The sequence below is a fragment of the Streptococcus fryi genome (assembly GCF_053206505.1).
Genome location: NZ_JBRUGW010000032.1, coordinates 1 through 24,085, shown reverse-complemented (window position 1 = coordinate 24,085; position 24,085 = coordinate 1). Strand labels below are relative to the sequence as shown.

Here is a 24,085-nt window from a genome sequence, read left to right as displayed (position 1 = left end):
TGTTCCATATGAGTCTTTCTAATGATGGTTTGCTTGCTTTTCATTATAGGTCATATGGGACTTTTTGATACTCAAAAGGCCCTATAATCTCTATGGTGGAGTTACCCACTACAGAAATTATAGAGCCGTAATATCTGACTTCTTTTTATTATGTCCTGTTTTATTTGCTTATGCTGCATGTGATAAAACTATATGATACTTTTTGAAAGTTTTTGATAGAAAGTGATTGACTTTTTAATATCTTACGATATAATAGTGAGTGTAAACGATTGCAGGAGGTGATGGCCTATTTTAAAATCAGAACGGAAACAGCTGATATTGACTAAGGTTTTGACTGAGCATTTTGTGACTTTGGAAGATTTTGTGGATGCCATCGGTGTTTCTGAATCAACGGTTAGACGTGATTTAGACGAACTTGAAAAAGAAGGTCAGTTGAGACGTGTTCACGGTGGGGCAGAAAAAATTCAATCTTTACGAGAAGAATTAACCAATAAGGAAAAATCTATCAAAAACGTTCAAGATAAACGATCTTTAGTTGAAAAAGCGGCTAGTCTGATTGAAAAAGGTGATGTTATTTTCCTAGACGCTGGCACAACAACAGAGTTATTGATTGATAATCTCCCTATTGATGATATCTTGGTTGTGACTAACTCTATTCACCATGCGAGCAAGCTCGTTGATCGGCAAATCAAAACGATGATTATTGGTGGTTTTGTGAAAGTCTCAACGGATGCTAGTATTGGGGCTATGGCAATGGCTCAGATTGAGCAACTGAATTTTGATAAGGCTTTTATGGGGATGAATGGTGTGGATAACCAAAGCGTCACAACACCTGAAATGGAAGAAGCAATGGTTAAGCAAGCAATTATACGAAATAGTAAAGCGAGTTACATTCTTGTTGATTCTTCTAAAATCGGTCAAAAATCTTTTGTTAAAGTTGCCTCTTTAGAAGAGGTGATTATCGTTACAAATGCTACTGGCAATAATCAGTTATTGCTAGAGACCATAAAAGAAAAAACGAAGGTGATAGAAGTATGATTTATACTGTTACCCTGAATCCTTCCATTGATTTTATTGTTAGACTTGAACAGGTTGAGCTAGGTGCTGTTAATCGGATGACAAGCGATGATAAATTTGCGGGAGGTAAGGGCATAAATGTTAGTCGTATCTTGCAACGCTTAGGCATAGAAAACACAGCGACTGGTTTTCTTGGTGGCTTTACAGGAGCTTTCATTAGTCAACAAATGGAGGCTGAGGGCATTCGAACAGCTTTTGTTCCTGTTAGTCAAGATACGAGGATTAACGTCAAAATCAAGGCTGATGATGAAACGGAACTCAACGGCGCAGGACCAGAGATTACCGAAGAGCAATTACTAGCCTTAGAAAATAGGCTGTCACAGTTGTCTGCTGAGGATACCGTTGTCTTTGCAGGCTCTGCACCAAGTTCGCTCGGGAATGATGTATATAAGCGTTTAATTCCTCTTGTCAAAGCTAGGCAAGCCCATGTAGTCTGTGACTTTGAAGGTCAGACCTTACTTGATAGTCTTGTCTATGAGCCCTTGTTGGTTAAGCCCAATAACCATGAGCTCGAAGCGATTTTTGGTGTTACATTAGATGGTTTAGCTGATGTTGAACGCTATGCCAAAGCCATTATTGACAAAGGTGCTCAGCATGTGATTGTCTCAATGGCAGGGGATGGTGCTCTCCTAGTGACCAAAGAGAAAACCTATTTTGCAAAACCAATCAAAGGGCAGGTTAAAAACTCTGTTGGTGCAGGAGACTCAATGGTTGCAGGATTTACAGGTGAGTTTGTCAGGTCAAAAAATCCTATTGAAGCTCTAAAATGGGGCGTAGCTTGTGGAACAGCAACGGCTTTTTCAGATGATTTAGCCACATTAGAGGATATCAAAAAAATTTATCAAAAAGTTGAGGTAGAAGAATTATGAAAATTCAAGATGTCTTGAATAAACAAGTCATGTTGCTTGATTTGCAAGCAACTAGTAAAGAAGCAGTGATTGATGAAATGATTGCTAGCTTAGTAGCCAATGGTGTTGTGAGCGATAGCGCTGCTTTTAAGGCAGGTATCATGGCTCGTGAAGCACAAACAACAACTGGTTTGGGTGATGGTATTGCTATGCCACATGCAAAAAATACAGCTGTCAAGGCAGCAACTGTCCTTTTTGCAAAATCAAATAAGGGTGTTGATTATGATAGTTTAGATGGTCAACCAACAGATTTGTTCTTTATGATTGCGGCGCCAGAAGGTGCTAATGATACGCATTTGGCTGCTTTAGCAGAATTGTCTAAGTATTTGATGAGACCTGGCTTTGCTGATCAACTACGCAGTGCTCAATCAGCAGATGAGGTTATTGCGGCATTTGATGCTGAAGAAGCTAAAGTAATGGCAACTTCGAACAGTCAAGTTGCTGCAACTCAAGACTACATTGTAGCTGTTACAGCATGTACAACAGGTATCGCTCATACCTATATGGCTGAAGAAGCGTTGAAAAAGCAAGCCGCAGAGATGGGCGTTGCTATTAAGGTAGAGACAAATGGTGCGTCAGGAGTTGCCAATAAATTAACAGCTGAGGATATCAAAAAAGCTAAGGGTGTTATCATCGCAGCAGATAAAGCAGTTGAAATGGCACGCTTCAATGGAAAACCATTGGTATCACGTCCAGTTGCTGACGGTATTAAGAAATCAGAGGAATTAATCAATATGGTCTTGACCAATCAAGCTAACGTTTATGTTGCTCAAGAAGGACAAACAGATGCTTCAGTGACACCGACAAGTCTTGGTGGTACTTTCTATAAACACTTAATGAGTGGTGTGTCACAAATGTTACCATTTGTTATCGGTGGTGGTATTATGATAGCCCTAGCCTTCTTATTTGATAATATGTTAGGTGTTCCGAAAGACAATCTTGGTAGTCTAGGGTCATACAATGAACTGGCAGCCATGTTCATGAAAATTGGTGGTGCAGCTTTTGGGTTTATGTTACCACTTCTATCAGGGTTTATTGCTTACTCTATCGCTGAAAAACCAGGTTTGGTTGCAGGTTTTGTGGCAGGTTCAATTGCATCAAGTGGTTTAGCTATTGGTAAGATTGAATACGGTGCAGCAACTTCTGAAATCCCAGCGGCAGTTTCATCAGGTTTCTTGGGAGCCCTCGTTGGTGGTTTCTTGGCAGGTTATGTTGTCTTGGCATTGAAAAAAGCCTTTGCAGGCTTGCCACGCTCACTTGAGGGTATCAAATCAATCTTGATTTATCCACTCTTTGGTGTGTTGATTACAGGATTCCTGATGTATTTTGTCAATATTCCAATGGCTGCTATCAATACAGCAATGAACAATTTCCTTGCAGGTCTTTCAGGTGGTTCAGCTATCTTGATGGGCTTAATTCTTGGTGGTATGATGGCAGTTGATATGGGTGGTCCAGTCAATAAAGCAGCGTATGTCTTTGGTACAGGTACTCTTGCTGCAACGGTGACAGATGGTGGTTCTGTTGTTATGGCTGCGGTTATGGCTGGTGGTATGGTACCACCATTGGCAGTCTTTGTTTCAACGCTCTTGTTCAAACATAAATTCTCTCAAGAAGAGCGTAATTCAGGTTTGACAAACGTTATCATGGGATTGTCATTCATTACAGAAGGTGCGATTCCATTTGCAGCGGCTGACCCAGCCCGTGCGATTCCAAGCTTTATTGCAGGTTCAGCTCTGGCAGGAGCATTGGTAGGCTTATCAGGCATTAAATTATTGGCACCTCACGGAGGTATCTTCGTTATCGCCTTGACAAGTAATCCTTTGTTGTACTTAGTCTTTATCGCTATTGGTGCAGTTGTCTCAGGACTTCTTTACGGAACTCTTCGTAAAGGAAAGTAAGTTATTAGACGTTACTTCTTAACTGTTATGATATGTTCTTTGTCATATCGCTAATGATTGAATGCAGATTGATAGTTATAAGGTTTTAAAAAGAGGAGTTTGGTTTGTTAACCAGCTCCTTTTTGGCTATGATAAATGTTTGCGATATTCTGCAGGTGTAGTTCCTAATATTTTTTTAAACAATTTGGTGTAATAACTAGGATGTTGGTAGCCTAAACGGTGCGAAATCGTTTCTAAAGACTGTGTAGGGTCTTTTAACATAAGCATAGATTTGATCATTTTTTTACGATTAATATAATCAATAAAGGTGAATCCAGTTTCTTTTTTAAATATTTTACTGAAATAAGAGGGTTGTAGGTACACATGGGCCGATACTTTTGACAAGGAAATATCACCTAGTAGATTGTCATCAATATAGAGTAAGGCCTCAGAAATTTCTGAACTTAAGCTTTACAGACAGGTTGTTGTTTAACAGTTATTAGTCATTATTATCTGGTTCTCTGACTGTTTCGATATGCCATGTGTTAAAGCCTCGAAATCGGATAGCGCCTTCTTTGTCCGTTCGGTAAATAGCGATGTCACGTTCTTTAAATCGTTCTAGAGTTTCTTCATGTGGATGTTGGTAACGATTATTTTTTCCAGCAGAGATTAAACTAATTGTAGGCTGTATATGATCTAAAAATTCTGGTGAGCTAGACCCTTTGCTACCGTGATGACCAGCTTTCAAGATATCTACAGTTAGATGAGGATAAGTTTGTATTAGGCTATCTTCCCCACCCTTTTCCAAGTCCCCAGTAAAAAGAAAGGATTTATCTAATAACTGCCCGTATAACACGATTGAATCGTCATTACTACCATCTCCGACAGACATTGGATAGAGAACATGAAGTTGAGAACCCATGATTTTCAAACTGTCTCCGGCTTGAATCGTTTTAACTGGTATCTGCAATGCTTTTAATCGCTGTACAAAATCAGTTTGAGTTAGACTTCCAGGGCTGACTAAAATGGAATCTATGTCGAAGGTTTTAGTAATTTCTTCTAGATCGCCAATATGATCGGTGTCGGTGTGGGTTAATATCAGTTGATTAATATGATGTACACCTCTACTTTTGAGGTAAGGAATAAGTGTTCGAGAGGCATTGGCTTCACGATGGCGCTTTTGCCAATTATTTTTTACCGAAAAATCAACACGCCCCCCAACATCAATAAGGATGGTTTTACCAGTAATGTCTCGAATAAAAATACTATCTCCTTGTCCAATGTCAACAATAGTAACCTCATTCTCTAATGGGTGTTTGATGAGTGCGAACAGTAAACAAGTCATGAGTATGTAAACGACTCTTTTACCTTTACGTTTAGCATTATCAAATACAAGAGATAGGCTAATGATGATCAAGCAAAACAGTATCGGAGAAGGCATTCCGAACACTAGACCATGACCAGACCATGATGCTATCCATTTGATCAGTAGCTCTAATAGTTCAAATATTGGATTGACCTGAGAAATACTGAACCATGGACTGAACAAAAAAATCAGTGTTAGAATAGGTAGCATGATGTTATCAAATAGTAGGGAGAAGAAAGCTGTCAGGATTAAGGATAAGGGTTGAAAACCAGCAAAATACCACATAAGAATAGGTAACACTCCTATACTTAAAATGACTGTTTGATAGATAGTGTTTTTAATGCTATTGGTCTGTTTTGTGGATGTAATGCAAATTAAGAAAGCATAAGTAAAACTCAATACACCACCAGCAGTTATCACATGTTCAGGGTTAAACATTAATAAAGATATCAAAACGATAGACAGATTATCTAATCCTTTGATATTAAGAAGTTGTAATAAGGCTTGCATCAAACTTCTAACCACAGAAATAGAGAAACCTGTTAGAGCAGCGTAACAAAATGAAAAAGGGATTTGAAGCCAATTAACGGTTTCTTGAGTGATGCCAATCCGAAGTAAGACTTGCCTAAACCCTTTTAAAAAGAATCCTACTTGCATACCTGATAAGGCAAATAAATGAATAATGCCTAGTTGACTATATAAATCCCCTATTTCGTTGAACTCTTTACCTAAATAACCGAAGAGTAGACCAGTCATATAGTGTTTCATAGGGTTTGGGAATTTTTTAGAGATATCAACTAACCATTGACGTCTCAGCGTTCTTAGATAATCAAGTGGAGAATTCAATTTGGCACTTGCAATGGCGTGGATATGACTAATTTTGACAATCCTATAGATACCTTGACTACTCAGATAAGCTTGGTAATCAAAGCCGTTAAAATTCCTTTTTGCTTCAGGTAAGGATAATTCAGCATCTATTTCTAATAGCAGTGGTTTTGTAGTCTGTTCAAAAAACTGTTTTTCTTTCTGAGATTTTAAGGTGTAATAGGCTTGATAAGTATTTTTGTTCTCATAGCCACGAAAAGTGAGTAAATCACCATCAACACTAATCGTATCAGGAATAATAGTGATAGTGCTAATGCTTGTTGGCGCATTCAGTGATTTGTGATGAGTATTAAAACGACAGTAACTGAAATATCCGATGCAAAATAATAGTATACCGAATACTTTTAGCAATTGTTCATAGTTGTATTGTCTAAAAAGCTGACATAAAGATATAGCTAATAGTACAATCGTTAGCCAAGATGTATGAAAAACAGTAAAAAAAGACAAGACCATGAGTAAGGCTATTGAGATAGGTGGTATGGGCCAGTATTTAGTCAAGACTTAGTTCCTCTTTAATTTTGTCAAATGTTTTGTCACCAATACCAGAGACATTTTTAAGCTCCTCAAGGGCTTTAAAGCCGCCATTAGCATCACGATAGTCAATGATATCCTGAGCGCGTTTAGCCCCAATACCAGTAATTGTCTGAAGATCAGAAAGTGTGGCAGTATTTAGGGCTACTTTGTCAGAACCTTCAGAGGTAGGTGTAGCATTAGAAGTTGTTATGACAGACATATTTTCACCTTGCAAAGCAACATAGATAACAGCTTCATCGCTTAATTTTTGTGCCAAGTTAACTGAATTTAGATCAGCTTCAGGAAGAAAACCACCAGCTAGATGAATGAGATCGTTAACACGTTGCCCATCTTTTAGTTCATATACACCTTCTTTGTGAACAGCACCTTTGATATCCACTATAATCGTTTTCGGACTTGTTTCATCATCAAGACCTTTCTCAGTTGTCTGATTATCCTTAACTATTGTGTCTGATGTCTGTACTTCTGGGAAATTAGGGACTTCAGCTGTAGCATTGTGTTGTAGTGAGGAAAAAGTTATTCCAATCACAGTAATAATGATGCAAGTAATAGCTATCCATTTGTATTCTTTAAATTTATCAATGACAAGTTCTAACATAAAAATCCTCCTAACACTTTATTCGAAAATAAGATTTATTTTTGAAAGATTTAAAAAAAGTGTACCAATCAGTTGACAACTCCATTAAGCTATGATATTATAATTGAGGTTTTGAATAAAACTGACCTAAGACAGTAGGGGAGCCTAGCTCATAATAGTCCTACCGAGGCACAAAACGTCAATAAGATATTGTAACGTATTGTACTTTCGTGTCTGGGTTTGGATACGATTTTTTTCGTTCCAGACAAAAATAAAAACGGAGGTAAACACAAACATGAGTCAAGCAAGTATTGCTAAAAAAGCAGAATTGGTTGAAATTTATGCTGAGAAAATGAAAGCAGCTGCATCTATCGTAGTTGTTGACTCACGTGGTTTGACAGTAGAACAAGATACTGTTTTACGTCGTAACTTGCGTGGGGCAGATGTAGAATTTAAAGTCGTTAAAAACTCAATTTTACGTCGTGCTGCTGAAAAAGCTGGTCTTGAAAATCTTAACGAGATTTTTGTAGGTCCAACAGCAATCGCCTTCTCTAACGAAGACGTGATTGCACCAGCAAAAGTCATCAATGATTTTGCTAAAACTGCGAAAGAACTTGAAATCAAAGGTGGTGTGATTGAAGGCGCTGTTTCATCTAAAGAAGAAATCGTTGCTCTTGCGTCACTACCAAACAGAGAAGGTATGCTTTCTATGCTTCTTTCTGTACTTCAAGCACCAGTTCGCAACGTTGCTCTTGCAGTCAAAGCTGTTGCAGAGAACAAAGACGCTGCTTAATCTTAAGCACACAAATGGTAGCCTAAGCTACACAAGATTATTATTTTATTAAAACTATTTGGAGGAAAATACAATGGCATTGAACATTGAAAACATTATTGCTGAAATTAAAGAAGCTTCAATCCTTGAGCTTAACGAACTTGTAAAAGCTATCGAAGAAGAATTTGGTGTAACAGCTGCTGCTCCTGTTGCAGTTGCTGCTGGTGCTGGTGCTTCTGAAGAATCTGCTAAAGATTCATTCGACGTTGAATTGACATCTGCTGGTGACAAAAAAGTTGGTGTTATCAAAGTTGTTCGTGAAATCACAGGTCTTGGTCTTAAAGAAGCTAAAGCTCTTGTTGACGGAGCACCAGGTCTTATCAAAGAAGGTGTTGCTGCAGCTGAAGCTGAAGACATCAAAGCTAAACTTGAAGAAGCTGGAGCTTCAGTTACTCTTAAATAATAGATCGACTACTCAAGTAGCCTAAAAATATGATTAAACCGCTATTCTTTGGAATAGTGGTTTTTGTTTTATATAAGGGTTAAAAAGAGATGGGTAGTAAACTAACTAGTATTTATGGTTTTCAAATATTCTTTGTAAAACTGATATAAGCATATATATCCGTATGTTTGATAATGGTCTTTACAATTATGGCTATGTCAGTTTTATATAGGTATGATTCAAAAGGTGTTGTAGTATGATATTTACTGCTAGAAATGATTGTAATATTGTTTGAAAAATAATCCAATACTGGTTATAATATCATTAGAGATAGAAAGCGTTTTACAAAAAAGATTGTCTTATTATCACAAAATAAAAAGGAGAGCAAGATGAATCAAGATTTATTGGCTAAAAAACCATATACTATTGGCTTAGATATAGGGACTAACTCTGTTGGTTGGGCTATTGTGACCGATGACTTGAAGGTGCCGTCAAAACGTATGAAGGTCTTTGGCAATATGTCAAAAGAATACATTAAGAAAAATCTTTTAGGTGTCCGTTTATTTGAGGAGGGTAAACCTGCTGCTGATAAACGTTTGAAACGGACTTCAAGACGTCGTTTAGGTAGACGTGCTAAACGTCTATCCTTTCTTATGGAGATATTTGAACCAGAGATGGCAAAAGTAGATCCTAATTTTTTCCATCGTTTGAAGGACTCATTCCTCGTAAAAGGGGATAAAGAATGGGGCAAATATCCTATTTTTCCTAGTGAGAAAGAGGAAAAGGATTATTATTATAATTATCCAACCATTTATCATCTCAGAAAGCAATTGGCTGATTCGGATGACAAGGCTGATTTACGCCTGATTTATTTAGCAATAGCACATACCATCAAATACCGTGGGCATTTCTTATTTGAAGGAAAGTTAGAAGCTGAAAATACCGATATTCAACAATGTTTCGAAGGGTTTGTAGCTGCCTATGATCGATTATCTACTAATCATCAGTTATCGGAAAATAAAGTTTCCGTTACTGAGTTACTGACTGAAAAATTGAGTAAAAGTCGTCGTTTGGAAAATGTTCTTAAACATTATCCTAAAGAGAAAAAGAACGGTCTATTTGGTAATTTGCTGTCTTTAGCTTTAGGTCTACAGCCTAATTTTAAGACTATTTTTAAACTAGATTCAGATGCCAAGCTACAATTTTCAAAAGATAGCTACGATAGTGATTTAGAGGAGTTATTAGCCCTTATTCCAGATGCAGAAGAATATGCAGAGGTCTTTGCATCTGCTCAACAATTGTATAACGCCATACTCTTGTCAGGTATCTTGACAGCAAAAGATGAAGTGACAAAGGCACCTCTATCTGCTTCTATGATCAAACGCTATGAGGAGCATGAAGAGGATTTGAAAAACCTCAAAGCCCTTATCCGAGCTCATATACCTGATAAATACCATGATATTTTTAAGAATAAGACAAAGAATGGCTATGCAGGCTATATTGACAATGGGGTTAAACAAGTTGATTTTTATAGCTATATGAAACCTCTATTGTCTAAAATAGATGGCGCAGAAGGCTTCCTTGAGAAAATTGATAGGGAAGATTTTCTCAGAAAACAGCGTACCTTTGACAATGGTGCCATTCCTCATCAGATTCACTTGCAAGAATTACATGCGATTTTAAGACGTCAAGAACAATATTACCCTTTCTTAGAAGAAAATCGTGCTAAAATTGAAAAACTTTTGACGTTTAGAATTCCTTACTATGTTGGTCCATTGGCAAAAGACCATGAATCTAGTCAGTATGCTTGGTTGAAACGGCAGTCTAACGAACCAATTAGACCTTGGAATTTTGAAGAAGTGGTTGATTTGGAACAATCGGCAGAAGCTTTTATCACTAGGATGACCAATAAGGATACCTATCTTCCGAATGAAGATGTTCTACCAAAGCATAGCCACCTCTATGAACTATTTACGGTCTATAATGAACTCGTCAATATTCGTTTCGTTGATGACAAAGGGAATAGTCATCCCTTATCCACCTACATGAAGCAGGATATTGTCGATAAGCTGTTCAAGGAGCATCGTAAAGTCACTAAGGCAAAATTCATGGATTTCTTTGCACTAGAGTATGATGAATATAGAGTTCAAGACATTCGAGGCTTAGATGATGTCACAGGGAAATTCAATGCGTCCTTGGGCACTTACCATGATTTGAGGAAAAAGAAAATTTTTGATAAGGCTTTCCTTGATGATGAAGCTAATTTGGCGATTATAGAAGAAATCGTTAAGGTTTTAACCTTGTTTGAAGATAAAAAGATGATTCGTCAGCGTTTGAGGAAGTTGCCGATGACCTTAACCGAGCAACAACTCAAAACGTTAGAGCGTTGCCATTACACAGGTTGGGGAAGATTATCTCAAAAATTGATTAATGGCATTAAAAATAAAGGCAGTCAGTTAACTATTCTCGGTCATTTGATGAGCAACGATAATCGTAATTTGATGCAGTTGCTGACAGATGAAGCGTTAAGCTTTAAAGATGAGATTGACAAAGCACAATCAGCATCTCTCGGTCAAGTGGATGATTTACATGCTCTTGTTGACAATATTGCTGGTAGTCCTGCTATTAAAAAAGGGATTTTACAGAGTTTGAAGATTGTTGATGAGTTGGTTCAAGTCATGGGCTATGCTCCTGAGCATATTGTTGTTGAAATGGCGCGTGAAAACCAGTCCACACAAAAAGGGCGTAATGCCTCTAAAGAACGTCTGAAAAAAGTGACAGAAGGTCTCTTGTCACTGAGTCAGAAAGAAACCATTGATGAAAAACTAAATCTAAAAAAACTTAATGATTTACGCTTAGATAATGAAAAAGTGTATCTATATGCTTTGCAAAATGGTAAAGATATCTACACAGGAAAAGATTTAGACATTGATTTGTTGCAGACTTATGATGTTGACCATATTATCCCACAAAGCTTTATTAAGAATGACTCCATTGATAATAAAGTATTGACAACCCAAGAAAAAAATCGTGGTAAACTCGATGATGTGCCTAGTAAAGAAGTTGTTGCAAAAATGTTGGGTTATTGGGAACGACTGCGTGATGCCAAACTCATGTCTCAGTTAAAATTTGATTACCTGACGAAAGCGACACGTGGTGGCTTGACAGACAAAGATAAGGCAGGATTCATCAAACGTCAATTAGTTGAGACCCGTCAAATCACCAAACATGTGGCAAGGATTTTGGATGAACGTTTTAATCCTGATACGGATGACCATCATAAACGTTTACGCAAGGTCAAAATCATTACACTAAAATCGAAGTTGGTGTCAGATTTCAGAAAAGCATTTAATCTTTGCAAGGTACGTGACCTCAATGATTACCATCATGCTCATGATGCCTATCTCAATGCTGTTGTCGCTAAAACCTTGCTCAAACGCTACCCTAAACTCAGCCCAGAGTTTGTTTATGGTGAGTTCAAGAAATATACTGTGGAGAAGATTGTTGCTGATACTATGGAAAATAAGCTTGGTAAAGCAACAGCTAAACTATTCTTCTATTCTAACATCATGAAGTTTTTCAAAAACTCTGAGATTATTACTGATGAAGAGATGGGGGAAATTTGGAACAAAAATAAACATCTACCTATTATCAAAAAAGTCCTGTCATATCCTCAAGTTAATGTCGTTAAGAAAACAGAGGTTCAGACGGGTGGCTTCTCTAAGGAAACTGTTCTTCCAAAAGGTCCATCAGACAAACTTATTGCTCGTAAAAGTGGTTTATCTCCTCAACAATATGGTGGTTTTGATAGTCCTGTTGTGGCTTATAGCGTATTAGTTGTTGCTGATGTCGCCAAAGGAAAGTCTAAAAAGTTAAAGACTGTGAAAGAAATGGTTGGCATTACCATTATGGAGCAAGAACGCTTTGAAAAAAATCCTGTTGCTTTTCTAGAGTCTAGAGGTTATCAAAATATTCGAGAAGACCATATCATTAAATTGCCTAAGTACAGCTTGTTTGAAATGGAAAATGGTCGTAGACGTTTGCTTGCAAGTGCCAAAGAACTACAAAAAGGCAATCAATTACTATTACCAGAAAACCTAGTCAAGTTCTTGTATTGTTGTGAACATATCAATCACCCAACAAAAGGGCAAGAGTGTCTAGATATGGTCATCAAACATGCTGACTATTTTGAAAAAATACTTTCTCATGTCTCAGCATTTGAAGAGCGCTACCTATTGGTCCCTGCTAATATGGAGAAGATACACCGTTTGTTTGATAAGGGGCAAGAATTACCGATTGAAGAGGTGGCAACTTCATTTATAAACTTATTGAAATTGACAGCTTTAGGTGCTCCATCAGCCTTTTCGTTCTTAGGTGAGACGATAGATCGTAAGCGTTACACATCTACAACTGAGTGTTTGAACGCAACTCTTATTCATCAATCCATCACGGGACTTTATGAAACTCGGATTGATTTGAGCCAATTAGGAGAAGACTGATGGGTTGGCGGACTGTGGTTGTTAATACGCATTCTAAGTTGTCTTATAAAAACAACCATTTGATTTTCAAAGATGCTTCTCGGACAGAAATGATTCATCTGTCCGAGATTGATATCTTGTTACTCGAGACAACAGATATTGTGATATCAACCATGCTTATTAAACGTTTGGTTGATGAGAATATACTTGTTATTTTTTGTGATGATAAACGCTTGCCAACAGCTCAGTTGCTAGCCTACTATGGTCGTCATGATTCTAGTTTACAATTATCGCGTCAGCTAGGTTGGGAAGAAACTAACAAAGCCAAGGTATGGACGACGATCATTGCCCAAAAAATCCTTAATCAAGCTTATCATTTGGCTGATTGTCAGTATCTGGAAAAATCAAATGCTATTATTGACTTGTATAATGGTTTGGAGGAATTTGATCCGTCAAATCGGGAAGGACATTCGGCTAGAATTTATTTCAATACCTTGTTTGGGAATGATTTTTCACGTGATTTAGATAATGATATCAATGCTGCTTTGGATTATGGTTATACTTTACTCATGAGTATGTTTGCGCGTGAAGTTGTTTTGTGTGGTTGTATGACGCAGTTTGGTTTAAAACATGCCAATCAATTTAATCAGTTTAACCTAGCTAGTGATATTATGGAGCCATTTAGACCTATTGTTGATAGGATTATTTACAGAAATCGAACAAAGTCTTTTATGACGCTCAAACGTGAGTTGTTTACGATGTTTTCAGATACTTTTTTATATCGTGGTAAAGAGATGTATTTGACCAATATTGTGAGTGATTATACGAAGCGGGTGATTAAGTGTTTAAATAAGGATGGGGAAGAAATCCCTGAGTTTAGGATATGAGCTATCGATATATGCGAATGATTTTAATGTTTGATATGCCGACAGATACATCAGATGATAAGAAAGCCTATCGTCAATTTCGGAAGTTTTTATTGAATGAAGGCTTTATTATGCATCAGTATTCTGTCTATAGTAAATTGTTGCTGAATAACTCAGCTAGTACTGCGATGTTTGCGCGTCTTAAAGAAAATAACCCTAAAAAGGGCAGTATTTCACTATTGACTGTGACGGAAAAGCAGTTTGCTAGAATGGTGTATTTACATGGTGAACGTGATGCGTCTATTGGTAATACAGATAGTAGGATTGTATTTTTAGGAGATAGGTTTGATGAAACTTAATTTTCCCTTACTAGACCATAGCATTTCATTAAAAGCGTGGACAATATTAACGATTGAATCCTCAAGTCTTTTTGGGAACTTTGTGAGAGAGCTATATCATTACTCCGATGAGTGTGAAGTCAAATTTTTTGATCACAAGATGGTACGTTTGAAGGAAACAGAGTTGATGTTAATCACTGATGTTTTGGGTTTTGATGTTAATGCACCAGCTATTTTGAAGTTGATTCATGCGGATTTGGAAAATCAGTTTAATGAAAAGCCAGAAGTTAAATCAATGGTGGAAAAATTAGCTGAGACCATTACAGAACTGATTTCTTTTGAGTGTTTGGAAAATGAGTTAGACCTAGAATATGATGAAATCACTATTTTAGAGTTGATTAAGGCACTGGGCGTAAAAATAGAGACGCAAAGTGATACGTTTTTTAATAAATGTTTTGAAATTTTGCAGGTTTTTCGCTATTTAAGTAAAAAGCGTTTGTTGGTTTTTGTGAATATTGGCTCTTATCTGAGTAAGTCTGAATTAGAGCAGATATTTGAATATATTGCCTTGTCACAACTACAGGTGATGTTTATAGAACCTAGACAACTCTATGACTTCCCGCAGTATGTGTTAGATGATGATTATTTTTTAATTGAGCAAAATATGCTATAATAACGAATATGAGGGATCACTCGAGACTGAAGTCTGGCTGAGACGAATGGCGCGATTACGAAATCTTGTGGCAAAAAAGTTCCACGAGGTTTTAGAGCTGTGCTGTTTCGAATGGTTCCAAAACTTGCGTTATTGCCGTAATATACTATATAAGGTTTTAGAGCTGTGCTGTTTCGAATGGTTCCAAAACAATAGTCTCATGATTAACTTGATACTGTTTGTTTTAGAGCTGTGCTGTTTCGAATGGTTCCAAAACTCCGAATAGCGCAATTAACTTGAACTACTTGTTTTAGAGCTGTGCTGTTTCGAATGGTTCCAAAACTCGGAGAAGGAATGATTGAGGGTCGAATTGGTTTTAGAGCTGTGCTGTTTCGAATGGTTCCAAAACCGAGTAGAAATGGGGCAATGACCATCAACTGTTTTAGAGCTGTGCTGTTTCGAATGGTTCCAAAACGAAAAAAGTATTGACTATTATCGGGTAATAGTTTTAGAGCTGTGCTGTTTCGAATGGTTCCAAAACAATAAGTTGTCCCTCTTTTTTCAAATATGTGTTTTAGAGCTGTGCTGTTTCGAATGGTTCCAAAACTCAATAGTCATAATACCTCCAAAAAAAAGAGTTTTAGAGCTGTGCTGTTTCGAATGGTTCCAAAACATTAGCAGAGGAAAATTCTGTTGACATTACGTTTTAGAGCTGTGCTGTTTCGAATGGTTCCAAAACCGACCTATACAACAAGACTATAGGGGTCAAGTTTTAGAGCTGTGCTGTTTCGAATGGTTCCAAAACGAAGATAAGAATTTCATCACCTTTACCAATGTTTTAGAGCTGTGCTGTTTCGAATGGTTCCAAAACAGAAGAACCCCGAATACAACCCAGAAGACGGTTTTAGAGCTGTGCTGTTTCGAATGGTTCCAAAACAGCAGGCGTTCTGGTCTTATTCTCAGCTCTGTTTTAGAGCTGTGCTGTTTCGAATGGTTCCAAAACTAGCCGATAACATAATCCATCTGTTCTTATGTTTTAGAGCTGTGCTGTTTCGAATGGTTCCAAAACTTATTAGGGAAGTACCAGTTAAAGGCTTCTGTTTTAGAGCTGTGCTGTTTCGAATGGTTCCAAAACGGTTTCCATGACAAATAAATCGCCAGTTCGGTTTTAGAGCTGTGCTGTTTCGAATGGTTCCAAAACAACTGTTTGACCAGTTTGAAGCTGGTTTGAGTTTTAGAGCTGTGCTGTTTCGAATGGTTCCAAAACTGACGTCGGAAGAGGTTCTGCTGAACAACTGTTTTAGAGCTGTGCTGTTTCGAATGGTTCCAAAACCAACCCTCAAAAATATTTAATGAATAAAGAGTTTTAGAGCTGTGCTGTTTCGAATGGTTCCAAAACAACGAAAGAATGCACTTAGGAAATAACATTGTTTTAGAGCTGTGCTGTTTCGAATGGTTCCAAAACAAGAACTACCTTTTCTCCATCTTTGAAGTTGTTTTAGAGCTGTGCTGTTTCGAATGGTTCCAAAACCTGTTGAATTACTTAGGTCCAAGCACAAGTGTTTTAGAGCTGTGCTGTTTCGAATGGTTCCAAAACACAGCATCACGAGGGTATTTCTCACGAGCATGTTTTAGAGCTGTGCTGTTTCGAATGGTTCCAAAACTGCTAACTTAGGAGCTACTTCGTCTACTTTGTTTTAGAGCTGTGCTGTTTCGAATGGTTCCAAAACAGAGGATTGTTAGTCCTCTAGTAAGTGTGTGTTTTAGAGCTGTGCTGTTTCGAATGGTTCCAAAACTGTTGCGCGTGAAGTTCTGGCTACACTTTGGTTTTAGAGCTGTGCTGTTTCGAATGGTTCCAAAACTATATAAATGTTCATTCTTAAGAGATAACAGTTTTAGAGCTGTGCTGTTTCGAATGGTTCCAAAACAGAGGATTGTTAGTCCTCTAGTGTGTGCGTGTTTTAGAGCTGTGCTGTTTCGAATGGTTCCAAAACTGATTAAGACCATTATTAAAGCATTTAATAGTTTTAGAGCTGTGCTGTTTCGAATGGTTCCAAAACTAATTCAGTTAGATCTAGTATTAACTCAATGTTTTAGAGCTGTGCTGTTTCGAATGGTTCCAAAACTAGAAATCTCAGTTGGTGTTTTACCATCTTGTTTTAGAGCTGTGCTGTTTCGAATGGTTCCAAAACCCTATTAGATACTAAACTTTTAGCATATCCGTTTTAGAGCTGTGCTGTTTCGAATGGTTCCAAAACTAAGAAAAAAGGAGAAGCATATACCATCACGTTTTAGAGCTGTGCTGTTTCGAATGGTTCCAAAACAAATCTTCTTGTAGATTGGTTTCATAGTCAGTTTTAGAGCTGTGCTGTTTCGAATGGTTCCAAAACGAAGTGGACACAATGTTATATTTCACAACTGTTTTAGAGCTGTGCTGTTTCGAATGGTTCCAAAACTCAACAATCGTTCGACTGAGCGTTGATACTGTTTTAGAGCTGTGCTGTTTCGAATGGTTCCAAAACACACCTCCATTATAGTTTGTATCAAGATTTGTTTTAGAGCTGTGCTGTTTCGAATGGTTCCAAAACTATAGCTGTAGTTCCTTGAGCAACTTGTACGTTTTAGAGCTGTGCTGTTTCGAATGGTTCCAAAACTAACGACATTCCTAACGCCACTTCCGGTTAGTTTTAGAGCTGTGCTGTTTCGAATGGTTCCAAAACCTCTAACTTCATCAAGTCTATAATACCATAGTTTTAGAGCTGTGCTGTTTCGAATGGTTCCAAAACAATATTGGACGAAGATGGTGCGCAATGGGGGTTTTAGAGCTGTGCTGTTTCGAATGGTTCCAAAACTGAATATGCGGATCTGAAAAAAGACACCACGTTTTAGAGCTGTGCTGTTTCGAATGGTTCCAAAACGTCGTTATCTCTAGCAATGGAGATAGTTAAGTTTTAGAGCTGTGCTGTTTCGAATGGTTCCAAAACTTACACCATCACTGAGACAAAGCAAGCTGAGTTTTAGAGCTGTGCTGTTTCGAATGGTTCCAAAACTTATAACTTAAACAAACAACTCAGCGATGTGTTTTAGAGCTGTGCTGTTTCGAATGGTTCCAAAACAGGTGGTGATTCAATAGGTTCTCCAGTAAAGTTTTAGAGCTGTGCTGTTTCGAATGGTTCCAAAACAATAGGATATAGAAAAAAGACCTAGTCACTGTTTTAGAGCTGTGCTGTTTCGAATGGTTCCAAAACGGTTCTATTACCTTTTAACATTACCATGACGTTTTAGAGCTGTGCTGTTTCGAATGGTTCCAAAACTGGTTTTAATGGTAGTCGTGCAATGGTCGGGTTTTAGAGCTGTGCTGTTTCGAATGGTTCCAAAACCTCTTTGGAATGAATTTTCACCAGAACCCCGTTTTAGAGCTGTGCTGTTTCGAATGGTTCCAAAACCCCTACACAAACTCTTCACGTTTTGTAATAGTTTTAGAGCTGTGCTGTTTCGAATGGTTCCAAAACAAAAAGCAGCACCGTCAGCCGCTGCTCTAGGTTTTAGAGCTGTGCTGTTTCGAATGGTTCCAAAACCCGCTAAGTCTATTTACGATACATTAATGCGTTTTAGAGCTGTGCTGTTTCGAATGGTTCCAAAACTAAAAGAGATTGATACTAGAGAACTACACTGTTTTAGAGCTGTGCTGTTTCGAATGGTTCCAAAACTATTCATAATTAATCCATATAGTCAATTAAGTTTTAGAGCTGTGCTGTTTCGAATGGTTCCAAAACTGCTAGTGGTGTTTACGGCTCTAGTATTAAGTTTTAGAGCTGTGCTGTTTCGAATGGTTCCAAAACAAAAGCTGCATGGGAAATTATTAGAAATGCGGTTTTAGAGCTGTGCTGTTTCGAATGGTTCCAAAACCCATCTCTTTTGCAACAGCAGCCATACCAGGTTTTAGAGCTGTGCTGTTTCGAATGGTTCCAAAACATGTGTCGTTGATATTGAATCTGCCTGTGAGTTTTAGAGCTGTGCTGTTTCGAATGGTTCCAAAACCTCCGATTGAGGCAGATAATATTGAGATATGTTTTAGAGCTGTGCTGTTTCGAATGGTTCCAAAACCATCCTTAACTAAATCCATAACTCTATCTTGTTTTAGAGCTGTGCTGTTTCGAATGGTTCCAAAACATATGGATTTTCTAAGAGTGGAGATTGTATGTTTTAGAGCTGTGCTGTTTCGAATGGTTCCAAAACCCCTTCCTCTTTAACCGCTTTAACAGGCTCGTTTTAGAGCTGTGCTGTTTCGAATGGTTCCAAAACTCAAATAATAGCTGAAATCAAGAGAATGAAGTTTTAGAGCTGTGCTGTTTCGAATGGTTCCAAAACTACTTCCAATTAACAATCAGTTTGGTACAAGTTTTAGAGCTGTGCTGTTTCGAATGGTTCCAAAACCTGAAGTTAGACATTATATTCATAACGCCTGTTTTAGAGCTGTGCTGTTTCGAATGGTTCCAAAACAGGGGAGATTAAGCGTGGTAATGGTAAATTGTTTTAGAGCTGTGCTGTTTCGAATGGTTCCAAAACTTTCCAAGTAATAACAAACCTCGTCCACTGGTTTTAGAGCTGTGCTGTTTCGAATGGTTCCAAAACTAATAAGTCGCAATGTTCATTGATGTTGTTGTTTTAGAGCTGTGCTGTTTCGAATGGTTCCAAAACCCCATAGCAATCTTGCCACGTTTCATCGCTGTTTTAGAGCTGTGCTGTTTCGAATGGTTCCAAAACCGAAAATAATTGCCAGGATATGGTTGTAGAGTTTTAGAGCTGTGCTGTTTCGAATGGTTCCAAAACGTCTAAATTTATAGTGATTTGCTCAAAGGTGTTTTAGAGCTGTGCTGTTTCGAATGGTTCCAAAACACCTCATCCATACTGGACACGATTGAAAGTTGTTTTAGAGCTGTGCTGTTTCGAATGGTTCCAAAACCGTAAAAGGCTTTATCAAAGGTCTGTATGAGTTTTAGAGCTGTGCTGTTTCGAATGGTTCCAAAACCACTTTCGAACGGGGTCTTCAAGGTATCGAGTTTTAGAGCTGTGCTGTTTCGAATGGTTCCAAAACTTATACCTTCGCCTTTATTTGTAGTAAGTGGTTTTAGAGCTGTGCTGTTTCGAATGGTTCCAAAACATATTATTACAGTGTGGGCTCGCTTGTTATGTTTTAGAGCTGTGCTGTTTCGAATGGTTCCAAAACCAAATTGACGCACAAATGTCTGGGTATGCTGTTTTAGAGCTGTGCTGTTTCGAATGGTTCCAAAACTGACATTTAATAGCCTTTCCATATAGTTTTGTTTTAGAGCTGTGCTGTTTCGAATGGTTCCAAAACCAGGTTACTAGGGCTATTGATGAGGTTGATGTTTTAGAGCTGTGCTGTTTCGAATGTTTCCAAAACGCTAACTGATGAATAACCACCTTTCCACCAGTTTTAGAGCTGTGCTGTTTCGAATGGTTCCAAAACAGAATGGAAGAGAGTAAGAACATTTGTCATGTTTTAGAGCTGTGCTGTTTCGAATGGTTCCAAAACTACTAACGTTTTAAAACATAATTCACTCATCAAGCTACCTATCTTAAGTTATCTTTGTTTCAATTTACTCCTCGTAGCAAAAACTTGAAAAAAGGGAAAAAAGTGATAAAATGAGGTTATTATCTTTTAAGAAGTTGTTTGAGGCAGCTTAGTTGCTGTTTTTGAGAGCTTCTTTAGACTATAAGGAGTTGTTATGAAACAATATAAAAATTACGTCAATGGTGAATGGAAAACGTCTGCCAATGAGATTAGTATCTATGCACCAGCAGATGGTGAATTGTTAGGTACAATACCAGCAATGAGCCGTGAAGATGTTGATGTCTTGATGGCATCAGCCAAAGCTGCTTTACCAGCTTGGCGTGCTTTATCATATGTGGAGCGCGCAGCTTACTTGCATAAAGCTGCGGATATCTTAATGCGAGATAAGGACAAAATCGGTGTGATTTTGGCTAAAGAAATCGCAAAAGGTTATAAAGCATCTGTGGCTGAAGTGGTTCGTACGGCTGAAATCATTCGCTTTGCAGCTGAAGAGGGATTACGTTTATCAGGTGAAGTTTTAGAAGGTGGTAGCTTCGAAGCAGCAAGTAAGAAAAAAATCGCCGTGGTTCGTAGAGAACCGGTCGGTCTTGTCTTAGCAATTTCACCATTTAACTATCCGATCAATTTAGCTGGATCTAAGATTGCTCCAGCGCTTATTGGAGGAAACGTTGTTGCCTTCAAACCACCAACACAAGGGTCAATTTCTGGTTTGCTATTGGCTGAGGCATTTGTTGAAGCAGGTATCCCAGCAGGCGTTTTTAACACGATAACAGGACGTGGTTCAGAAATTGGTGACTATATCGTTGAGCATGAGGCTGTTAATTTCATTAACTTCACAGGTTCAACACCAGTCGGCGAACGCATTGGTCAATTGGCAGGTATGCGTCCAATCATGCTTGAATTAGGTGGTAAGGATTCGGCTATTGTCCTTAGCGATGCAGACTTAGAATTGACAGCTAAAAATGTTATCGCTGGAGCCTTTAGCTACTCTGGTCAACGTTGTACAGCTGTGAAACGTGTTCTTGTTATGGATGATGTAGCAGATGACCTCGTTTCCCTTTTACGTGATAAAGTATCAGAATTGACTATTGGTGATCCATTAGAAGATGCAGATATCACATCATTGATTGATACCAAAGCGGCTGACTATGTTGAAGGTTTGGTCCGTGATGCTCAAGAAAAAGGTGCTGATGAAGTAACACCGTTTGAGCGTAACGAAAACTTAATTCGCCCTGTACTCTTCGATAAAGTCACAACAGATATGCGCTTGGCATGGGAAGAACCATTTGGTCCAGTATTGCCAGTTATTCGTGTCTCATCAGTTGAAGAAGCTATTGAAATTTCTAATGCATCAGAATATGGCTTACAAGCATCAGTCTTTACAAATGACTTCCCACAAGCTTTTGCCATTGCTGAACAATTGGAAGTTGGAACGGTTCACATCAATAACAAAACACAACGTGGAACAGATAACTTCCCATTCCTTGGTGTGAAGAAATCAGGTGCTGGTACACAAGGTGTGAGATATTCTATCGAAGCAATGACTAGCGTCAAATCAGTTGTTTTTGATATCAAGTAAATTAGACAGACCGATTGTATAAACTTGTAAGGTCAAAAGTAGCTTGTTGCATCAACCTTATCATATTGATTAGTTTATATGTTTGGAAGTTTAGGATTAAATCAGCTAATCACTTATAAGTATAGAGAAGAGACTTTCAAATAAGTTAACAATGTTAAGCTGGGATTTTTATTCCAGCTTATTTTTATTCATGATTGAATTTACATTTGAAGTCATGGTATAATAATTAAGAAAAAGAAATGATTATTGTAGTGAACTTGTCATAAAAAATAATAGTGATGTTATAATGTAAGGAGTTTGTTATGAAGCGAGTAAGTGCCTTTTTAATGATAATAACCCTGATACTTGTTGGGATGTTTTTTACTTACAAGTATTATCTCAATAGTCAATTTAACAAGGCTATTTCTGATACGAAAGCTTTGGCAAAGGATAGTATTTCCTTAGGCTATCAAGAACGTTATAACTTTTCAAAGGGGCGGTCTTATATCTTTAGTCCTGGCGATAGCACGACCGGTTTACACGAGAAGATGTGGATAGCGACTCAACTGTATGATACGGAGATCAATCCCTTATCTCAGAATGCCTTTTCGGTTGTTGTGCCTGAGTTGATGGATACTGGCTTAAAGAATGTTAAGAAGGTGGTCGTTCACTACCGACGTTACCAGCAAGGTCCATTATCTGTAGATAAGGTGGAAGATCGTATTATTTCGACTCATCACATGAAAACTGATGAGACGCGATTTAACCCAAACAATCTTGTTCAAAATTATGGTGCAAGGATTGATGAGGAAATTAAAGCCACTTTGACCAATCAAGCAGTTGACAATGTTGATGAGATTATCAATGATTTGAATAACTATGATATTATCGAACGTTTTAAGCAAACTTTAGTCATGAACGATGGCGTTGACTATGTTGAAGATGGGATGCTGTTTTACAGCCCACTGTTGTCGACACCTATTAAAGTTCCATATGCTAGTTTGTTTGATGTGATAGATAGCCAGTATTTAACGGGGAGTGCTTTGACGGCTTATCAAACTTATGAGGCTGAGGAAAAGGCTAGAAAAGAAGCAGAAGAGGCTGCTCGAGTTGAAGAAGAACGTCAAAGGCAGTTATCGGCTTTTGATTATGGTCCTGTCTTACAAGGACAGCGTGTGGTTGCCTTGACATTTGATGATGGACCAAATCCGGCAACAACGCCTCAGGTGCTTGATATTTTAGCACGCTATAATGCTAAGGCGACTTTTTATGTTCTCGGTTCTGCTATTGAAGGTAATCATTCTATCTTGACGCGTATGGTTCAGGAAGGTCACGAACTTGGTAATCATACATGGGATCATCCGAAGTTACCAGGGCTTAGTGCCGATCAAATCAGATGGCAATTTAATACTACGACAGATGCAATAAAAGCAGTGACAGGTGTGACACCAAAAACATTTAGACCTCCTTATGGAGCAACGAATGCAACTGTTAAATCACTGACTGAGATGACTCAAATGCTTTGGACTGTTGATACCTTAGATTGGAAGAACAGGTCAACAGAGGCCATTATGGCTAATATACAGGCTAGTGTTCATCCGGGTGCTGTTATCTTGATGCATGATATCCATCCAACAACGATGAATGCCCTGCCGACAGTTATGGACTACTTAGTGTCACAAGGATATAGTTTTGTGACAATTAGTGAGTTGTATGGTCTGGAGTAAAGCCCTGTCAATTCTAATTGAATCATATTATCTTTAGTCGTTGAGATGATAAAAACACCAGCATAAATAAACGTCACCCCAAAAGTGAGATAGGAAATCTAACTTTTGGGGTGTTTTTCATATGTCATTATACTTTGAAGTTAAAGTAGATGTTTATCAGTTACAACAATCAGGTTGATTCTTACCTTGCCTTTCTCAAAAGTAACAGAATCAAACGTTAAGCATATAATCCGCTTTACTGAAAAATACGGAATAGAGAGCCTCTGTAAAGATATAATCATTTAGTTTTAAAATAGTATTCTAAAGCAGACTGAACAGAACATCCTGTTCTTAACAACTCAGTCACCTTTCTTTTTAGAGTAGCCCAAAACTGTTCAATGGGATTGAGTTCAGGAGAATAGGGTGGCAAAGGAAGAAAGTAATGCCTGC

Annotated in this window: 15 protein-coding genes, 1 CRISPR repeat array and 1 other annotated feature; of the genes, 11 read left to right on the top strand and 4 right to left on the bottom strand. The window is 38.0% G+C overall.

Annotated features, from left to right (window positions below; translation table 11 throughout):
• Positions 1 to 288 precede the first annotated feature (288 nt).
• The 3 genes from ACVRZH_RS08260 to ACVRZH_RS08250 are packed head-to-tail and all read left to right on the top strand — an operon-like array spanning position 289 to position 3,883.
• Complete coding sequence (locus tag ACVRZH_RS08260; protein ID WP_447454826.1) at positions 289 to 1,038, top strand: DeoR/GlpR family DNA-binding transcription regulator; 750 nt, start codon at positions 289 to 291, stop codon at positions 1,036 to 1,038.
• Complete coding sequence (pfkB, locus tag ACVRZH_RS08255) at positions 1,035 to 1,946, top strand: 1-phosphofructokinase (protein ID WP_447454824.1); 912 nt, start codon at positions 1,035 to 1,037, stop codon at positions 1,944 to 1,946. The genes ACVRZH_RS08260 and pfkB overlap by 4 nt, the downstream gene beginning before the upstream one ends.
• A complete protein-coding gene (locus ACVRZH_RS08250; RefSeq protein ID WP_447454823.1) occupies positions 1,943 to 3,883 on the top strand; it encodes a PTS fructose transporter subunit IIABC in 1,941 nt (646 codons plus the stop codon). Before pfkB ends, ACVRZH_RS08250 begins: the two co-directional genes overlap by 4 nt.
• Before the next feature lie 126 nt (positions 3,884 to 4,009).
• Here the strand turns inward: ACVRZH_RS08250 and ACVRZH_RS08245 are convergent, their stop codons facing one another.
• From ACVRZH_RS08245 to ACVRZH_RS08235, 3 genes are all read right to left on the bottom strand, one after another.
• Complete coding sequence (locus ACVRZH_RS08245; RefSeq protein ID WP_447454825.1) at positions 4,010 to 4,297, bottom strand: helix-turn-helix transcriptional regulator; 288 nt, start codon at positions 4,295 to 4,297, stop codon at positions 4,010 to 4,012.
• A gap of 64 nt (positions 4,298 to 4,361) precedes the next feature.
• A complete protein-coding gene (locus ACVRZH_RS08240; RefSeq protein ID WP_447454822.1) occupies positions 4,362 to 6,611 on the bottom strand; it encodes a DNA internalization-related competence protein ComEC/Rec2 in 2,250 nt (749 codons plus the stop codon).
• On the bottom strand, positions 6,604 to 7,245 hold the full coding sequence (locus ACVRZH_RS08235) for a helix-hairpin-helix domain-containing protein (RefSeq protein ID WP_447454821.1): 642 nt from the start codon (positions 7,243 to 7,245) through the stop codon (positions 6,604 to 6,606). Before ACVRZH_RS08235 ends, ACVRZH_RS08240 begins: the two co-directional genes overlap by 8 nt.
• 107 nt (positions 7,246 to 7,352) lie before the next feature.
• Positions 7,353 to 7,489: a sequence feature (ribosomal protein L10 leader region), on the top strand.
• Positions 7,490 to 7,519: 30 nt separating this feature from the next.
• Between ACVRZH_RS08235 and rplJ the strand changes: the two genes are divergently transcribed.
• The 8 genes from rplJ to ACVRZH_RS08195 all read left to right on the top strand — a co-directional run bounded on the left by rplJ (position 7,520) and on the right by ACVRZH_RS08195 (position 23,656).
• Positions 7,520 to 8,017, top strand: a complete 498-nt coding sequence (gene rplJ / locus ACVRZH_RS08230; protein WP_447454820.1) for a 50S ribosomal protein L10 — start codon at positions 7,520 to 7,522, stop codon at positions 8,015 to 8,017.
• 73 nt (positions 8,018 to 8,090) lie between these two features.
• Positions 8,091 to 8,459, top strand: a complete 369-nt coding sequence (gene rplL / locus ACVRZH_RS08225; protein ID WP_447454819.1) for a 50S ribosomal protein L7/L12 — start codon at positions 8,091 to 8,093, stop codon at positions 8,457 to 8,459.
• A gap of 368 nt (positions 8,460 to 8,827) precedes the next feature.
• Positions 8,828 to 12,937, top strand: a complete 4,110-nt coding sequence (gene cas9, locus ACVRZH_RS08220; protein ID WP_447454818.1) for a type II CRISPR RNA-guided endonuclease Cas9 — start codon at positions 8,828 to 8,830, stop codon at positions 12,935 to 12,937.
• Entirely contained in the window at positions 12,937 to 13,803 is an 867-nt protein-coding gene (cas1, locus tag ACVRZH_RS08215) for a type II CRISPR-associated endonuclease Cas1 (RefSeq protein WP_447454817.1), read from the top strand. The genes cas9 and cas1 overlap by 1 nt, the downstream gene beginning before the upstream one ends.
• Positions 13,800 to 14,141 (top strand): CRISPR-associated endonuclease Cas2, encoded by a 342-nt coding sequence (gene cas2, locus ACVRZH_RS08210; protein WP_447454816.1) that lies wholly within the window; start codon positions 13,800 to 13,802, stop codon positions 14,139 to 14,141. The genes cas1 and cas2 overlap by 4 nt, the downstream gene beginning before the upstream one ends.
• A complete protein-coding gene (gene csn2 / locus ACVRZH_RS08205) occupies positions 14,131 to 14,793 on the top strand; it encodes a type II-A CRISPR-associated protein Csn2 (RefSeq protein WP_447454815.1) in 663 nt (220 codons plus the stop codon). The genes cas2 and csn2 overlap by 11 nt, the downstream gene beginning before the upstream one ends.
• 88 nt (positions 14,794 to 14,881) lie before the next feature.
• A CRISPR array of direct repeats spans positions 14,882 to 20,332; the repeat unit is 36 nt; unit sequence GTTTTAGAGCTGTGCTGTTTCGAATGGTTCCAAAAC.
• 193 nt (positions 20,333 to 20,525) lie between these two features.
• The gene (locus tag ACVRZH_RS08200) at positions 20,526 to 21,950 is read left to right on the top strand and encodes an NADP-dependent glyceraldehyde-3-phosphate dehydrogenase (protein WP_447454814.1); all 1,425 of its coding nucleotides are present in this window, start codon (positions 20,526 to 20,528) and stop codon (positions 21,948 to 21,950) included.
• A gap of 302 nt (positions 21,951 to 22,252) precedes the next feature.
• Positions 22,253 to 23,656 carry a polysaccharide deacetylase family protein gene (locus ACVRZH_RS08195; protein WP_447454813.1) on the top strand — a complete coding sequence of 468 codons (1,404 nt, stop codon included), beginning with the start codon at positions 22,253 to 22,255 and terminating at the stop codon, positions 23,654 to 23,656.
• 277 nt (positions 23,657 to 23,933) lie between these two features.
• On the opposite strand, the gene ACVRZH_RS08190 is transcribed toward ACVRZH_RS08195, so the two are convergent.
• The gene (locus ACVRZH_RS08190; RefSeq protein ID WP_447454812.1) at positions 23,934 to 24,065 is read right to left on the bottom strand and encodes a transposase; all 132 of its coding nucleotides are present in this window, start codon (positions 24,063 to 24,065) and stop codon (positions 23,934 to 23,936) included.
• Positions 24,066 to 24,085 lie beyond the last annotated feature (20 nt).

Coding starts and splice junctions, on each gene's coding strand:
- pfkB (WP_447454824.1), top strand. CDS start 1,035: ATGATTTATACTGTTACCCTGAATCCTTCCATTGATTTTATTGTTAGA.
- ACVRZH_RS08250 (WP_447454823.1), top strand. CDS start 1,943: ATGAAAATTCAAGATGTCTTGAATAAACAAGTCATGTTGCTTGATTTG.
- ACVRZH_RS08235 (WP_447454821.1), bottom strand. CDS start 7,245: ATGTTAGAACTTGTCATTGATAAATTTAAAGAATACAAATGGATAGCT.
- rplJ (WP_447454820.1), top strand. CDS start 7,520: ATGAGTCAAGCAAGTATTGCTAAAAAAGCAGAATTGGTTGAAATTTAT.
- rplL (WP_447454819.1), top strand. CDS start 8,091: ATGGCATTGAACATTGAAAACATTATTGCTGAAATTAAAGAAGCTTCA.
- cas9 (WP_447454818.1), top strand. CDS start 8,828: ATGAATCAAGATTTATTGGCTAAAAAACCATATACTATTGGCTTAGAT.
- cas1 (WP_447454817.1), top strand. CDS start 12,937: ATGGGTTGGCGGACTGTGGTTGTTAATACGCATTCTAAGTTGTCTTAT.
- cas2 (WP_447454816.1), top strand. CDS start 13,800: ATGAGCTATCGATATATGCGAATGATTTTAATGTTTGATATGCCGACA.
- csn2 (WP_447454815.1), top strand. CDS start 14,131: ATGAAACTTAATTTTCCCTTACTAGACCATAGCATTTCATTAAAAGCG.
- ACVRZH_RS08200 (WP_447454814.1), top strand. CDS start 20,526: ATGAAACAATATAAAAATTACGTCAATGGTGAATGGAAAACGTCTGCC.
- ACVRZH_RS08195 (WP_447454813.1), top strand. CDS start 22,253: ATGAAGCGAGTAAGTGCCTTTTTAATGATAATAACCCTGATACTTGTT.